At 63.4% G+C, this 13,286-nt stretch carries 15 protein-coding genes; 8 read left to right on the forward strand and 7 right to left on the reverse strand.

What is annotated here, in order from left to right; all coding sequences use genetic code 11:
* Positions 1-144 precede the first annotated feature (144 nt).
* On the forward strand, positions 145-1,161 hold the full coding sequence (gnd, locus tag EV286_RS05880; protein WP_132956080.1) for a phosphogluconate dehydrogenase (NAD(+)-dependent, decarboxylating): 1,017 nt from the start codon (positions 145-147) through the stop codon (positions 1,159-1,161).
* 282 nt (positions 1,162-1,443) lie between these two features.
* Here the strand turns inward: gnd and EV286_RS05885 are convergent, their stop codons facing one another.
* Complete coding sequence (locus EV286_RS05885; protein ID WP_165932786.1) at positions 1,444-3,222, reverse strand: tetratricopeptide repeat protein; 1,779 nt, start codon at positions 3,220-3,222, stop codon at positions 1,444-1,446.
* A gap of 188 nt (positions 3,223-3,410) precedes the next feature.
* Between EV286_RS05885 and EV286_RS05890 the strand changes: the two genes are divergently transcribed.
* Positions 3,411-3,704 (forward strand): GYD domain-containing protein, encoded by a 294-nt coding sequence (locus tag EV286_RS05890; RefSeq protein ID WP_132956081.1) that lies wholly within the window; start codon positions 3,411-3,413, stop codon positions 3,702-3,704.
* 128 nt (positions 3,705-3,832) lie between these two features.
* Positions 3,833-4,042, forward strand: a complete 210-nt coding sequence (locus EV286_RS05895) for a molybdopterin-binding protein (RefSeq protein ID WP_132956082.1) — start codon at positions 3,833-3,835, stop codon at positions 4,040-4,042.
* Between the two features lie 6 nt (positions 4,043-4,048).
* Here EV286_RS05895 and tsaA read toward each other — a convergent pair whose 3' ends face one another.
* From tsaA to EV286_RS05915, 4 genes are read right to left on the reverse strand one after another with little or no spacing between them, the layout of a single operon-like run.
* On the reverse strand, positions 4,049-4,573 hold the full coding sequence (gene tsaA / locus EV286_RS05900) for a tRNA (N6-threonylcarbamoyladenosine(37)-N6)-methyltransferase TrmO (RefSeq protein ID WP_132956083.1): 525 nt from the start codon (positions 4,571-4,573) through the stop codon (positions 4,049-4,051).
* Entirely contained in the window at positions 4,563-5,387 is an 825-nt protein-coding gene (locus EV286_RS05905; protein ID WP_132956084.1) for an ABC transporter ATP-binding protein, read from the reverse strand. The genes tsaA and EV286_RS05905 overlap by 11 nt, the downstream gene beginning before the upstream one ends.
* Positions 5,384-6,412 (reverse strand): iron ABC transporter permease, encoded by a 1,029-nt coding sequence (locus tag EV286_RS05910; protein WP_132956085.1) that lies wholly within the window; start codon positions 6,410-6,412, stop codon positions 5,384-5,386. The genes EV286_RS05905 and EV286_RS05910 overlap by 4 nt, the downstream gene beginning before the upstream one ends.
* A complete protein-coding gene (locus tag EV286_RS05915; protein ID WP_132956086.1) occupies positions 6,409-7,446 on the reverse strand; it encodes an iron ABC transporter substrate-binding protein in 1,038 nt (345 codons plus the stop codon). The genes EV286_RS05910 and EV286_RS05915 overlap by 4 nt, the downstream gene beginning before the upstream one ends.
* Positions 7,447-7,689: 243 nt before the next feature.
* On the opposite strand from EV286_RS05915, the gene EV286_RS05920 reads away from it, so the two are divergent.
* Positions 7,690-8,361, forward strand: a complete 672-nt coding sequence (locus tag EV286_RS05920; RefSeq protein ID WP_132956087.1) for a GntR family transcriptional regulator — start codon at positions 7,690-7,692, stop codon at positions 8,359-8,361.
* A 52-nt stretch (positions 8,362-8,413) separates the two neighbouring features.
* On the opposite strand, the gene EV286_RS05925 is transcribed toward EV286_RS05920, so the two are convergent.
* Entirely contained in the window at positions 8,414-9,454 is a 1,041-nt protein-coding gene (locus EV286_RS05925) for a 2-dehydropantoate 2-reductase (protein WP_132956088.1), read from the reverse strand.
* 160 nt (positions 9,455-9,614) lie between these two features.
* Complete coding sequence (locus tag EV286_RS05930; protein ID WP_132956089.1) at positions 9,615-9,917, reverse strand: hypothetical protein; 303 nt, start codon at positions 9,915-9,917, stop codon at positions 9,615-9,617.
* Here EV286_RS05930 and EV286_RS05935 point away from each other — a divergent pair.
* From EV286_RS05935 to EV286_RS05950, 4 genes are all read left to right on the forward strand, one after another.
* Complete coding sequence (locus tag EV286_RS05935) at positions 9,904-10,440, forward strand: DUF1127 domain-containing protein (protein ID WP_132956090.1); 537 nt, start codon at positions 9,904-9,906, stop codon at positions 10,438-10,440. The two genes, EV286_RS05930 and EV286_RS05935, sit on opposite strands and share 14 nt — an antisense overlap.
* A gap of 66 nt (positions 10,441-10,506) precedes the next feature.
* A complete protein-coding gene (locus EV286_RS05940) occupies positions 10,507-10,845 on the forward strand; it encodes a P-II family nitrogen regulator (RefSeq protein ID WP_132956091.1) in 339 nt (112 codons plus the stop codon).
* Positions 10,846-10,894: 49 nt separating this feature from the next.
* Positions 10,895-12,241 (forward strand): FAD-binding oxidoreductase, encoded by a 1,347-nt coding sequence (locus tag EV286_RS05945; protein WP_132956092.1) that lies wholly within the window; start codon positions 10,895-10,897, stop codon positions 12,239-12,241.
* A 1-nt stretch (position 12,242) separates the two neighbouring features.
* The gene (locus EV286_RS05950) at positions 12,243-13,238 is read left to right on the forward strand and encodes an alpha/beta fold hydrolase (protein WP_207909751.1); all 996 of its coding nucleotides are present in this window, start codon (positions 12,243-12,245) and stop codon (positions 13,236-13,238) included.
* The last annotated feature ends 48 nt before the right edge of the window (positions 13,239-13,286 follow it).

The raw sequence follows: 13,286 nt of genomic DNA on the forward strand, positions 1-13,286 counted from the left end.
GTTGCGCAGCTCTCCTGGTGTGTAAGCGCATACGTGGCATGCCCTTCATCCCTCGCTTGCGCGCCGCGCCCCGCCCGCCTACCTTGCAGCGAGATGCTTTCGGAAACCGGACGGCAACCGTCGTGGACCTCAGGGAGAATTGACATGCAGCTTGGTATGATCGGCTTGGGACGCATGGGCAACAACATGGTGCAGCGGCTGATGAAGCACGGCCATGATTGCGTGGTCTATGACACGCGTCCGGAAAGCATGGCGGATCTGCAGACCCAGGGCGCCAAGGGCAGCACCTCGCTCGAGGAGTTCGTCTCGCTCCTGGCACGGCCGCGGGCGATATGGCTGATGCTGCCGGCCGCCGTCGTCGATCCCGTACTTGCCAAGCTCGTTCCCCTGCTCGAAAAGGGCGATATTCTCATCGATGGCGGCAACTCCTACTATCACGACGATATCCGGCGCGCCGGCGAATTGAAGCCGAAGGGCCTGCACTATGTCGATGTCGGCACGAGCGGTGGCGTCTTCGGTCTCGAGCGCGGCTATTGCCTGATGATTGGCGGCGAGAAGGAAACCGTCCAGCATCTTTCGCCGCTGTTTGCAGCACTTGCACCAGGCATGGGTAGCATTCCGCGCACGCAGAGCCGCGTCGAGAATGCCCGCGATAGCACTGCCGAGCTCGGCTATCTCCATTGCGGAAACCACGGCGCAGGCCACTTCGTGAAGATGGTCCACAACGGCATCGAATACGGCATGATGGCGGCCTATGCCGAAGGCCTCAACATCCTCAGGAACGCCAATATCGGTGCACAGACGCATGCGGTCGATGCTGAGACCGCACCGCTCCTGCATCCGGAACATTACCAGTATGAATTCGACCTCCCGGAGGTGACCGAGGTCTGGCGGCGCGGCAGCGTCATCAGCTCGTGGCTCCTGGATCTCACGGCCGACGCGCTCTACGAGGATCCGGGGCTGCAGAAGTTCGCCGGGCGCGTCTCGGATTCGGGCGAGGGGCGCTGGACGGCGATTGCGGCAATCGATGAGGGCGTGCCGACGCCGGTCCTGAGCGCCGCGCTGCAGGAGCGCTTCAGCTCGCGCGGCAATGCGGATTTCGCCAACAAGATTCTCTCGGCGATGCGCAGCGAGTTCGGCGGCCACGCCGAGAAGAAGTAGCAACTAGCCGACGGCAAGGGCAGGGCGGCCACGGCCTGCCAGACTGCTGACGAAGCCGCCAACGCGATTGATCGCTTTGAAAGCGGCAAAATACCCGCCACCACCATACCGGCCTCGTGCCGGTATCCAGCGCGATCGAGCCCTCGATCGAGAAAGACTCTTTCGCCGCGCAGAGGTGCGGCGGCCTGGATTCCGGCTCAAGGCCGGAATGACGGAGAAACACGGTGTGCCGAACCACAAGAGGTTTGTCGGCAGTCTGGCAGGGCGATCCGGCCCTGCGCTTCATTCCGGAAGCCCGCCTTTTAGCAGGTCGACGACGAAGCGGTTGATGAAGTGCTCCGGCATGGCGGAGTTTTGACCGAAATAGAATTCCTTGCGTGCGCTCCTGCTGGTCAGGCCCGGCCGGAAGCGTTGAAGCTCTTTAACTGCCTGCCGCGCCTCCGCCGTCTTGCCCTGGCTTCCAAGCACGGCCACGAGAACCATGGCCGGCCAGAAGGTGACGTTCGGCTGCTGCAGCCCCGTGCGTGCGGCCTTGGCGGCCTCGTCCATGCGGCCGGCCTGGTAGTGGGCGATCGCGAGCATGTTGCAGAAGGTCCAGAGGTGGGGATCGCAGGGGCTCAGGCGAAAGGCCTCGAGGATTTCCGGAATACCCTCTTCCTGCCGTTCGATGTAGCACAGCGCCTGGCCCAGTCCGAAGTGAGCCTGTGCGAAGCTTGAATCGAGGCTCAGCGCGTGGCGCAGGTGCTCTATTCCCCTTTCGGGCCGCCCGCTGAGCGCGAAGGCGCGTCCGAGCGCCAGAAAGGCCGCCGGCTCGCGGTCGTCGAGCGCAATCGCGCGCTCCGAAAGCTTGAACGCATCGGCGAGCCTTGCGGCACGTTCCTCGAGCGGCCCATACCAGCCGAGCTGAATATGCACATAGGCCAGCCGGGCATGGGCCTGCACGAAGGAGGGATCCATGGCGATCGCCTGTTCGAGCAGTTGCTTGGCAATCTTGAGGTCTTCCAGCTTGAAGTTGTAGAGGTGCCAGAGGCCTTTCAGGTAGATGTCCCAGGCATCGAGATCGGAGGACGTCCGCCCTCTCAACGCGGCAAATTCGATGACACCCAGTTCGGGCTCGACGGTGCCCGTTATCTGCGTGGCGATCTCGTCCTGCACCTTGAAGACATCGTCCAGCATCCGGTCATATCGCTCGGCCCAGAGAAGGTCGCCGTCGGCGCCCGCAAGCAACTGGGCGGTGATGCGAATGCGGTTGCCGGATCGCCTGATGCTGCCTTCGATCAGGTACCTGACCTCGAGCTCCCTTGCGATTTGACGCATGTCGAAGGGCTTGCCTTTGTATGTGAAGGAAGAGTTTCGCGAGGCGACGACGAGCCAGCGGCAGCGCGCAAGTGTCGCGGTCAGTTCCTCGGTGAAGCCGTCCGCAAAATGCTCCTGTTCAGGATCATTCGACATGTTGATGAAGGGCAGGATCGCAATCGACGGCCGCCCGCGGCTCGATGGCAGGGTTGGTTCGGGCGTGGGGGTCGGATTTGCGACGACATCACCGGTAGGTGACCACGCCCAGATTCCCACCGGATTCGGTACGTCCGCGAAGGTGGAGCATCCGAGGTCCGTTGCATCGATTTCGATCCCGGCGGCCACAAGCTCGTCATGCACCTGCTGCGAGAGGCAGATCCCGCCGGGCGGACCGATCCGCTGGAGGCGGCCGGCGACGTCCACGCCTTCACCGAAGAGGTCTTCGTCCTCGACCGTTACGTCGCCGAAGTGCACGCCGATGCGGAACACCATCCGCCGGCTGGCGTCTATTGCCTCGTTGCGCGTCGCCATCACATGCTGGATCGCCATCGCACATGCGACCGCATCGGCGGCGGCGACGAATTCCGCCACGGTGCCATCGCCTACGAGCTTGAAGACCCTGCCGTTGTGCTTGGCGATTTCGGGGAAAAGAAGCTCCCTGCGGTGCGCTTTCAACGCGGCGAAGGTGCCCGCCTCGTCGAAACCCATAAGGCGACTGTAGCCGACGACATCCGCATCCAAGATCGCTGCCCGCCGGCGTATCATCAGCCAACCTCCCGGTTCGCAAAGACTACCAAATGGCAGGCCGGCGTGTCCATCGCGAAGGTCCCTGTCGCCTTGTCCCTACCCGGTGACAGGTCTATAGTTTGCAGCGCGAGGGGACCCAAGAGCAATTACGGAGTGATGGCACTTCCGTGGGCCCGACGCTGGTCGCCCTCAGGGGGAGGTGTGACATGACCACATATATCGTGCTCATCAACTGGACCGACCAAGGCGTCAAGAACGTTCGGGATTCACCGAAGAGACTTGACGCGGCAAAGAAGCTGCTCGGCGAAATGGCCGGGTCATTCAAGGATTTCTATCTGACCATGGGCGACTACGACATGGTGGCGGTCTGCGAGGCTCCGGACGACGCCGTCGCCGCACGCTTTACCCTGGCGCTCGGCATGCAGGGCAATGTGCGCACGCGCACGCTGAAGGCATTCCCGGAGACTGCCTATCGCGAAATCATCAACTCGCTCGGATAGCGCCGTGAGCCCAGTGGCAGGCATCGGTGGCTGCGGTCCTTGGCGGGACCGCGGCGTGGCTTCGCGTTGTATTCCAGATGTGATATCGATGGCTCGCTGGCGAATCCAACAACATCTGGGAGACATTCATGAAGATCAGCGCACGCAACCTCCTCAAGGGAAAGATCGTTGAAGTCGTCAAGGGCGCCACGACCGCGCATGTGCGCATCGATATCGGCGGCGGCGTCATCGTGACCTCTTCCATCACCAATGGTGCCGTCGACGACCTGGGCCTCAAGGTCGGCGCACAGGCCTATGCGGTCATCAAGTCCTCTGACGTCATGGTCGCCGTCGACTGAGGCATATCAAGCCTTCTGGCAATAATGCGCGGTTCCGGTATCGCCTGTCTCGAAATCGCCCGGCTGCGGCGGGGCGATCGGCTTGAACAGCGTGCGATCCGGCTTCAGATCGATGAGGGGCGTGCCGTCGAGGCAGTCCAGTCCGCGAACCAGCAGGACCGGACCTTCGACGGCCTCCAGCTTGACGATCGAGGTGCCGATCGGATTCGGCCGAACCGGGGAGCGCAGGGAAAAGGTGCCGTGCACCTTGCCGTTGCTGGCAGGGCTCTGCAGGACGAGGTCCCGGCGGGACCGATCCAGCCAGTAGAGAATTTCCAGCCGCTCGAAGGCTTCGACGCCGGCAAGTGCGGCGACCCAGGGCTCGAAGATCTCGATGCGGCAGAGCGGTCCGTCGTGGCGGCCTTGGCGCGGGCAGTCGAGCCGCGACGTCCATGGCGTCGAGATGCGGCCGATGAAGGTCAGGCCGGCATCGACGGGCTCAGGCGGCGTGACGCCAACCTCGTTTTCACGAATTTCGTTCTCACGGACCATCGTGGGCTATCTCCTGCTTTCGTGCTGCCGTTTTCAAGTTCTCGCCGAGGATCGGCGCGCAGACCTTCGCGCTGCTTCCATCGACGGTGCCTATGACGACGTCTATATCATAGAGCTTTTTAAGCGCTGCGGTCGTCAGCACTTCCTCGGGCGCACCAAAGGCTTCCATGCGCCCGTCGTGGAGAAGGGCAACATGGTCGGCGCAAAGGAAGGCGTGGTCCGGATTGTGGGTAGAGATGATGACGGCGATGCCGCGCTCCGCGAGGCGCCGGATATGGGCGAGCACGCGCATCTGGTTGCCGTAGTCGAGGCTCGCCGTGGGCTCGTCCATCACCAGGAGTTGAGGCTCCTGGGCAAGGGCGCGGGCGATGAGCACGATCTGCCGTTCGCCGCCGCTGATTTCGGTATAGGGGCGCTCGGCAAGCTCTGCCACGCCGAGCGCGGCAAGCGCCGTCTGAGCGGCTTCATGATCACGCGCGCCGGGAGCTTCAAGCGCGCTAAGCCGTGCGGCGCGACCCATCAGCACGATATCCCTGACGGAGAATGGGAAGAGCGCGGCATGGGCCTGCGGCACATAGCCCATGCACTGCGCGCGCTCGCGGTTGGAAAGCGCACCGATCGCGTTTCCGTCGAGCGTGACGCGACCGCCCTGGGCGGGAATGAGGCCGAGGACTGTCTTGAAGAGCGTGGTCTTGCCGGCGCCGTTTGGGCCGAGCAGGCACAGCACTTCGCCGCCGGCAAGGCCGAAGCTGACATTGCGTCCGATTGCGGTACCGCCATAACCGAAGTCCAGATTCTCGACCGAAAGCTTCATTGCCAGCCCCTCCGCCCGGAGGCGAGCAGCCAGAGGAAGAACGGCGCGCCGACCACTGCCGTCAGGATGCCGAGCGGTACTTCGGTCAGCGCAATGGTGCGGGCGAGCATGTCGACCACGAGCAGGTAGGCGGCGCCAAGGAGCATCGCGGCCGGCAGCAGCCGCCGGAAATCCGGGCCGACGAGCAGGCGGGCGATATGGGGGATCACGAGCCCGATCCAGCCGACGACGCCGGTGATGGACACGGTCGCGGCGGTAATCAGGGTGGCGGAGCCGACAAGCAGGATCCGCAGCCGCCTCGTGTCGATGCCGAGCGTGCGCGCCTCTTCATCGCCGAGCGACATGAGGTTGATCCGCCAGCGCAGGAGTACAAGCGGCACGATGCCGATCAGGAGCGCCGGGAGAATGGAAAGGACGTCGCTGCGCGTAACGGCCGTCAAGCTGCCGAGCAGCCAGTAGGTAATCGAAGGCAGCTGGTCGTAGGGATCGGCGAGAACCTTGACGAGCGAAATGCCGGCACCGACGAGCGAGCCGATTGCGACCCCGGCGAGAACGAGGACGAGCACCGGGTCTCGCCCCCTGATCGCGGAACCGATCGCATAGACCGCGCCCACGGTAAGCAGGCCTCCGGCAAAGCTCATCAGCTGTATGGCGAAGACCGGAAGAGAAAGGAATATGCCCATGACAGCGCCGAGGCTCGCGCCCGCCGACACGCCAAGAATATCCGGCGACACCAGCGGATTGCGGAAGAGGCCCTGATAGGTTGCGCCCGCGGCTGCAAGTGCGCCGCCGACGAGGAGCCCTGCCGCAACGCGAGGCAGGCGTACATTCCAGATGACGGTCGTCAGGATGGGATCGGTCCCGCTGCCGCCGAAGAGCACTTCAATGACCTGCCGCGGACCGATCGCATATTTACCGACCATCATCGAAAGCAGCGCTAGAGCCGCCAGACCCACGGCCGCAAGCCAGAACCCGCCCGTCTTCGAGCGAGGGATGCGCGTCGTGCGGGCGGCATAGTCGTTCATTGCGTCTTGACTGTTGCGGTTCTCAGGAGAGCGTCGAGCTGCTCGTCAGTTAGGTCCACCTGATAGAAAAGCTTGTAGAAATCGTGCACCTCGGTCGAAAGATCGCCCTTGAAATCGGCCGGATAGAAAAGGTGCTCCAACCAGCGGATACCGACGAGGCGGTTGATGCCAGGCGGGGAATCGAACCAGCCGAAGGGAAGAGAAGGGGTTTGCACGACCCGCCCTTCCTTGACGGCCGTCACGCCGCTCCAGAGCGGATCGGTCCTGACCTTTTCCGCAAACTTGGCATCGGCGGCAAGGATGATGCTCGGGTCCCATTGCAGCACCTGCTCCAGCGATACATTGGTGAGGCCGCCCTTGCCGGCTGCTGCCGCAACATTCACGGCGCCCGCCGCACCAAGGATTTCCAGGTTGATGGAGCCGGCAAGGCCCGTTTCCAGTCCCTCGGCGCCACGTCCGTAATAGACCCGCGGGCGCCGGTCCTCGGGGATCGTGGCAAGCTTCTCGTTGAGCTCCTTCAACGTGGTTTCGGCATAGGCGGCAAGCTCGCCGGCGCGCGCCGAAGCGCCGATCAGCTCACCCACCTGCTTCAGCGTTTCCGGCGTCTTCGCAAAGCTGCCGTCGATCAGCACATAGGGAATCCCGGTCTGTTGCTGCACCTTGTCGGCAAGCGAGGCGTAAGTCGCATCGACGGTGCCGACATCGATGATGAGATCCGGTTTTGCCGCGAGCACGGCCTCGATATTGGCTGTGCCGCCCTTGCCGGTGAGGCGCCCATAGGCAGGCAGATCGCGGACGGCGGGCAAGAGGTAGGGCTTCTCGGCTGCGCTCGGCTCACGTACCCAACCGACAAGCTTTTCCGGCGCCAGCGAATAGATCAGTACCGAAGCCGGAGGCCCGGCCGTCAGCACCCGCTGGACCTTGTCCGGTATCTCGACGGTGCGCCCGGCCGCGTCGGTGAAGGGGCGGGCTTCTGCCGTTGCCCCAAATCCCACCACGAGGAGCACCGTGAACGCCCAGATCGTCTTCAGCATCGGCAGGCTCCTTTGATGATTGTATTCCCGGGGAATATGCCGTCACATCTATGGCACATCGATATGTCCGTGGAAATATTGCGCGCTGAAATTGACGGCATCGCCGATCACATGACGGACGGTCATGCTTGACGTTATATCCATGCAAATATAACGATGAATCCGACGATTCCAGCCCGGAGTGGCGTGCCTGCCGAGGCGCTCCGCCCAGGAGGAAGAAAGTGTAATGACAGGAATTCGGCCATGACGCGTCTCGGATTGAGCGTTCCCCGGGAGATGTCTCTTCGCGAGCAGGTCACCGACAGCCTTCGCGAAGCCATCCTTTCCGGAGGGTTGCACCCGGGCCAGAAGCTTGTGGAACGCGAGCTTTGCGAGGAATTGCGGATCAGCCGAACGATCCTGCGCGAGGCGCTCCAGCACCTTCATGCGGAGGGCCTTATCGTGAACTTGCCGCGCAAGGGTCGTTCTGTTGCCGCCATGGGAGAAGAGGAGGCGAGGGAGATCCAGGAGGTGCGGAAGGCATTGGAGCCTCTCGTGGCACAGGGTTTCGCGCGCAATGCTTCCGATGCCCAGGTCGCGCGACTGCGAGCCCATCTCGAGCGCATGGCCCAGCCGGACGGCGCGAACGATATCGTGCGTGCGGAGAGCGAGTTCTTCTCGATCATGCTCGATGGCTGCGGCAACAGACTTGCGGGCGACATGCTGACCCAGATCAACAACCGCATTGCGATGCTCCGGCGGCTTTCCCTGGGGCGGCGCGCCGGGCAGGGCGCCACGCTGAGGGAGCTTGGAGCAATCATGGCGGCGATCGAAGCCCGGGATCCGGCGCGAGCCGGCAAGCTTTGCGCCGATCGGATCGCGACGGTGGCTGACGTGGAAAAGTATCCCGCGCCAATCTCCATGGAAGTGCAATGAAGATCTCTTTCGATCCCTCGCTGTGACAAGGGATCGATTTGGCCGCGGGGCATCAGGAAAAAATCGGCTGCGGCCGTGCCTCACGTGACTGGGCACTGCGGTAGTTCGCCAGGATGCCGATTGCCTTGGTCATTGGCATCTGCAGCCCGCGGAGCTCCGCGAGTTCGATGACGGCATCGCAGATAGCTGCAGTCTCGAGCGGCATATGCTTTTCGAAATCCTGCAGCATGGATGTCCGGATGTCTCCCAGACCCGCCGGCAGTTCCAGCAGCGCTTCCGGGTCGAGCTCCACGCGTGCGCCATAGGCTGCGGCGACGGGAAGGACCTCGTTGACGAGCGCCCGGGTGACCTGGGACAGGGACGGATGCCCCCCGATATCACGCAGCACCGCGCCCGAGACTACCGACAGAGGGTTGGAGACAAGATTGGCAATGACCTTCGTCCAGAGAGAATCGCGGATCTTGTCGGTGACTCTCGTGGTGATGCCGCTGGCATTCAGCATTGCGCCAAGCTGCTCCACCCTGTCACTGATGCTGTGATCGATCTCGCCCAGCACGAAGCGCAGCGGATTGACGCTGCAGGCAAATCCCGGTGCGACACGCTCGGCAGTGATGGTCGTCACAGCGCCGATCACGCGGTCGGAAGGCAGGAGTTGTTTCAGGCGCCCCTCGGGATCGACGGCCTTCACGTCGCGGCCATAGAAGCGCGTGTTGATGCCATCGAAGTACCACCAGGGAATGCCGTTCACGACGGGCACGATCAAGGTCCGCGGGCCGATGATGCGCTGGGACGCTTCCGCAAGGGCGGGGAGATCCTGGGACTTGGGGCAGAGGAAGATGACGTCCGCTTCAGGAAGGTCGGCCGGCTCTCCGGCAATGACGCGCGGGCTGTGGTCGCCCGTCATATCCACCAGGCGGAGGCCCCGCTCCTTGATCGCCGAGAGGCTCTTGCCGCGCGCAAGCATGCTTACGGGATAGCCGCCGAGGGCAATTCTCGCTCCCAGCGTTATTCCGATCGCGCCTGCGCCCGCAATGCAGACGCGCAGGTCCTTTCTCTCCTCTTCCCGAGGGGGCTGGGCCAGACTCAATGACATGTTTGATCTCCAGGCCACCGGATAGGATGGCAGCTATTTGGTGATTCTGCCGCGGCAGGACTGGTGCAGCTCCTTGGAGCCATCCGCGGTAGCTCCCGGCACGCGACGGCTGTCGTTGCCTGTGCCTTGAGGAGTAGGAGCCGGCTGCTACCATGCTGTTTCAGCCGTGCTTCGTCTTGCCTACAATTGTCATTTTTGAAGTTTCATCGCCGCAGCTTCGCCCGGTAGGCGCGCATTTTCCCAATGCCGGCCCCACTGGTGACGTCAGGTAATGCGGGATGCGGAAGGGGCCTTGAAGAACGGCAGTGGCGCCCAACTTTTCCTGCACTGTGAAGGTTTTACCCTGAAATCCAGTCATTACAGCTGTAGGCAGATCGCGGCCGCCGGTGACGCGGATGTAATATGGCCATTGGAATTTCTTCCCAACCGTAACCGTTCGGGAGATTCCGATGCTGAAAGACAAGCAGGCCCCCACCAGGGCCGGTAAGATTCATCTTCAACTGGTTGCAAGTTCAGACAGGCCGGCCGCGGCCATCGACCGGGCGAGGCGCGATCCGAGGAGCCCTTCCGCGGCTCCCGTGCAGGCGAGTGCGGCTGCAGCGCAGCCGAAGCCCGATGTGTATCGCCCGAAGCGATCCCTGGTCGCGACTCTCGCCGACGACATCGCCTTCGGTGCGGCTTCGGTTTATTCGGTCTCCGATTTTGCGACCTTTCCCCTTCACATGGCAGTAGACACAGGCTCGGCTGCCGGCGAGGCGCAGCGCGCGGCAGCGGCAGCCTGGCGCTCCAGTCCTCCGGAGCCTGCCGGCTGGTTTGCCCAGCTCAAGGAGCGTGCCACGCGCATGGTCGCCGACTGGCGCCATGAGCGGGAAGTCGCCCGCGCACTCGAGCATCTGTCGAGCCTCGATGGCTATCTCTTGCGAGATATCGGCATGGAGCGCTCCAATCTCGATCGTCTTCTGCGGAAATCGAGACCGAGAGATTGACCCGGTTCGCGGCGACACCCTTGGGCTGGCCGCGTGGCCCCCGCCTTTCTTCAGAAAGATCTGTCGATGAAGAAGATCGAAGCCATCATCAAGCCGTTCAAGCTGGACGAAGTGAAGCAGGCCCTGCTCGCATTCGACGTGATGGGCCTGACCGTCACGGAAGCGAAGGGCTTCGGTCCGAAGAACGCACGCACAGAGTTTTACCGCGGCGTTGGGTATGACCTCGATTTCATCCCGGCAGTCAAGATTGAGGTCACGCTCGACGACGGGGCGTCCGGGGCGGTGGTCGAGGCCATCCGCCAGGCGGCTACTACCGGCGGCGCGGGCGACGGAAAGATCTTCGTCTCCAGCGTCGAAAAGGTCGTCCGCATCCGAACCGGCGAAACCGGGCGGGATGCCATCTGAGGCGGTTCGCCCCGTATCGGGAGGCGACGAGCGACGAGGAGTTGATTGCATGCTGAGACATCTGGAACTACGGTCCCTCAGCCATCTCGCCGAACAGTTTCGCGCGCGGATGGCGGCGAGCGGGGCCTTTCCGGATGGTCGCGCCATGGGCCGGATGATCGACATCGTCAGCGACCCCGCCGACTACTTGTCTTCGCTCGTCTGCGCCTGCGGATCGACACTCGATATCGTTTCGGTGGTTGCGCTTGCGCAGCAGTCCGTCCTTCCGCTTTCCGTGCGCTACGACTCCATGGCTTGGGACCCGCCACAGGACGGCAGGGACATCCGGCTGGATTTCCGCCGGGCGCCGCAGACGGCCATTCCCGAGGAGGCGCGGCTCAGCCGTGGCATCATCGCCGACCTGCAGACGATGCGTCTTCTCATCGTCGATCCGGACGGGCAGGTTGCGACCTGCAGCAGCGGCATCCGCATGCGCGACATCATTGCGTCGACCGCTGAATACGGTCTGGAGCCGGCTGCCGGCGACATCGCGCCTGCGGAGCTTTGCAACCTCATAGTGACCGGTGGCACCGGATCGCCGGTAGGAAGCTTCCTGACCTCATCTGCGTCGCTTGCCGCCGCCCAGGTCGTGCTGATGGACCAGCGCGTTGCCGACGTATCACCGTCGGCGCACGAAGACATCTTCCGGTCCATCCGGTGGGGCAGCTTCAACGCCGGCATCATCGCATCCCTGAGGCTGCGCCTCGGCCCGCAGCGCAACCATCTCGCCGCTGTTGTGACTTTCCCCCTGTCGCAGATGCAAAAGGTGCTTTCCGGCTACACGAAGATGGTCGCCGCCGCTTCGCCCCGGCTTGCCATCGCAGCCGGCGTTCTCCAGGACCCCTCGGGCGAACCGCAATTCGTCCTCGTGCCCTGCTGGACCGGCGAGCGCGGTGAAGGTGAAGCCGTGATCGCAGCGGTCTGCGCGCTTGGCACGCCGATCTCGAAGCGGATCGTGCGAGGACCTCTTGCCAGCATCCTCGAACTGCATGACACGCATTTCGGCGGCGAGCGGACCTTCGGCAAGCGCCGGTATCGACTGCCCCTGATCACCGAGGATCTCGTGGAGCGCGTCGTCGTCGGCGCCACGGCGGGCGAACTGCATTCGTCCAGCCTTCTCGACCATCTCCTCGGCTCCTACGAAAACGGATCCGCCGGTCAGGCATCCGACAACAGCTTCTTCCTGGAGGTTACCGCGTGCCGGCAAAGGCCGCCGCGCGACGAAGGCGAGCGGGAAACCGACTGCCTGTTCTGGACGCTCGCGCCACTGCGGCCGCCACTGTCGGACGGATACACCCAGCAAGAGGCGCTGCGCCGGAAATATGATCCCGGCGGCATACTTGCAGGAACGGTCTAGCATGCCCCACCCACCCTCCAAGCAACCGAAGCCCGGTGCTGTGGACCGGCCATCGGCATCGCCGATGCCTCCGTGGGGTCTCTGCGGCCTGCACCTGGAGCTCAGCGACATCGACCAACTCACGAAAATCCAGCAATCGGCGGAAAGAGGAAAAATGACCCTGCAGTTCGACGAGAACCGGCACTCCGCCGCGATCGCCAATTCGACCATGAGCTACATCGACGTGGGGCAGGGGCCTGTTGTCGTGCTTGGCCATTCCTATCTGTTCGATGCTTCCATGTGGCGCTACCAGATCGAAGCCCTTTCGCATCGCTACCGGCTAATCGTGCCGGAGCTTTGGGGCCACGGCAAAAGCGGCGCCCTGCCGGCCGGTACGAAGGACATGCAGGACGTCGCCCGCCAGCACCTTGCATTGCTCGATCACCTGAAGATCGACAAGTTCGGGCTTGTGGGTATGTCGGTCGGCGGAATGTGGGGCGCCGAAATAGCCATGACGGCGCCGGAGCGGGTGAAGGCGCTTGCGCTGCTCGACACCTACCTAGGCGCCGAGCCCAAGGAGAAGGTGACCCTCTATCTCTCGATGCTCGCGACGGTCGAGGCGCTGGGCAGCGTGCCTGATCCCATGGTCGAGGCACTGGTGCCGATGGTCTTCTCGCAAGAGACAATCGAGAAGTCGCCGCAATTCGCCGACGAGTTCCGCGAGAACCTGCGACAGGCACCGAGTGAGCGCATCGTCGATTCGATCGTGCCGATCGGGCGCCTTACATTCGGGCGCCGAGACGCGATGACCGACCTCAGGGAGCTTACGCTTCCTTCCCTGGTGATGACCGGGGAGAAGGATATCTCGCGGCCCGTCGACGAGGGACGCGAAATGGCCGATGCGCTCAACTGCCTCTTCGTCGAGGTGCCGGATGCCGGCCACATGTCAGCGCTGGAGGCGCCACAGGACGTCAACACGCATCTGCTCGCTTTTCTCGGCAATGCGATGAGGACCTGACAGCAGCCTTCGGCGGCCGGCCGGGCACATCAGCGAGGAGCCCGGCCG

Origin of the sequence: Rhizobium sp. BK251 (assembly GCF_004345245.1) — a bacterium.
Classification (GTDB): domain Bacteria; phylum Pseudomonadota; class Alphaproteobacteria; order Rhizobiales; family Rhizobiaceae; genus Rhizobium.

Excerpts from the sequence above, each read along its gene's own strand:
- gnd (WP_132956080.1), top strand. The coding sequence starts at position 145 with ATGCAGCTTGGTATGATCGGCTTGGGACGCATGGGCAACAACATGGTG.
- EV286_RS05885 (WP_165932786.1), bottom strand. The coding sequence starts at position 3,222 with ATGATACGCCGGCGGGCAGCGATCTTGGATGCGGATGTCGTCGGCTAC.
- EV286_RS05890 (WP_132956081.1), top strand. The coding sequence starts at position 3,411 with ATGACCACATATATCGTGCTCATCAACTGGACCGACCAAGGCGTCAAG.
- EV286_RS05895 (WP_132956082.1), top strand. The coding sequence starts at position 3,833 with ATGAAGATCAGCGCACGCAACCTCCTCAAGGGAAAGATCGTTGAAGTC.
- tsaA (WP_132956083.1), bottom strand. The coding sequence starts at position 4,573 with ATGGTCCGTGAGAACGAAATTCGTGAAAACGAGGTTGGCGTCACGCCG.
- EV286_RS05905 (WP_132956084.1), bottom strand. The coding sequence starts at position 5,387 with ATGAAGCTTTCGGTCGAGAATCTGGACTTCGGTTATGGCGGTACCGCA.
- EV286_RS05910 (WP_132956085.1), bottom strand. The coding sequence starts at position 6,412 with ATGAACGACTATGCCGCCCGCACGACGCGCATCCCTCGCTCGAAGACG.
- EV286_RS05915 (WP_132956086.1), bottom strand. The coding sequence starts at position 7,446 with ATGCTGAAGACGATCTGGGCGTTCACGGTGCTCCTCGTGGTGGGATTT.
- EV286_RS05920 (WP_132956087.1), top strand. The coding sequence starts at position 7,690 with ATGACGCGTCTCGGATTGAGCGTTCCCCGGGAGATGTCTCTTCGCGAG.
- EV286_RS05925 (WP_132956088.1), bottom strand. The coding sequence starts at position 9,454 with ATGTCATTGAGTCTGGCCCAGCCCCCTCGGGAAGAGGAGAGAAAGGAC.
- EV286_RS05935 (WP_132956090.1), top strand. The coding sequence starts at position 9,904 with ATGCTGAAAGACAAGCAGGCCCCCACCAGGGCCGGTAAGATTCATCTT.
- EV286_RS05940 (WP_132956091.1), top strand. The coding sequence starts at position 10,507 with ATGAAGAAGATCGAAGCCATCATCAAGCCGTTCAAGCTGGACGAAGTG.
- EV286_RS05945 (WP_132956092.1), top strand. The coding sequence starts at position 10,895 with ATGCTGAGACATCTGGAACTACGGTCCCTCAGCCATCTCGCCGAACAG.
- EV286_RS05950 (WP_207909751.1), top strand. The coding sequence starts at position 12,243 with ATGCCCCACCCACCCTCCAAGCAACCGAAGCCCGGTGCTGTGGACCGG.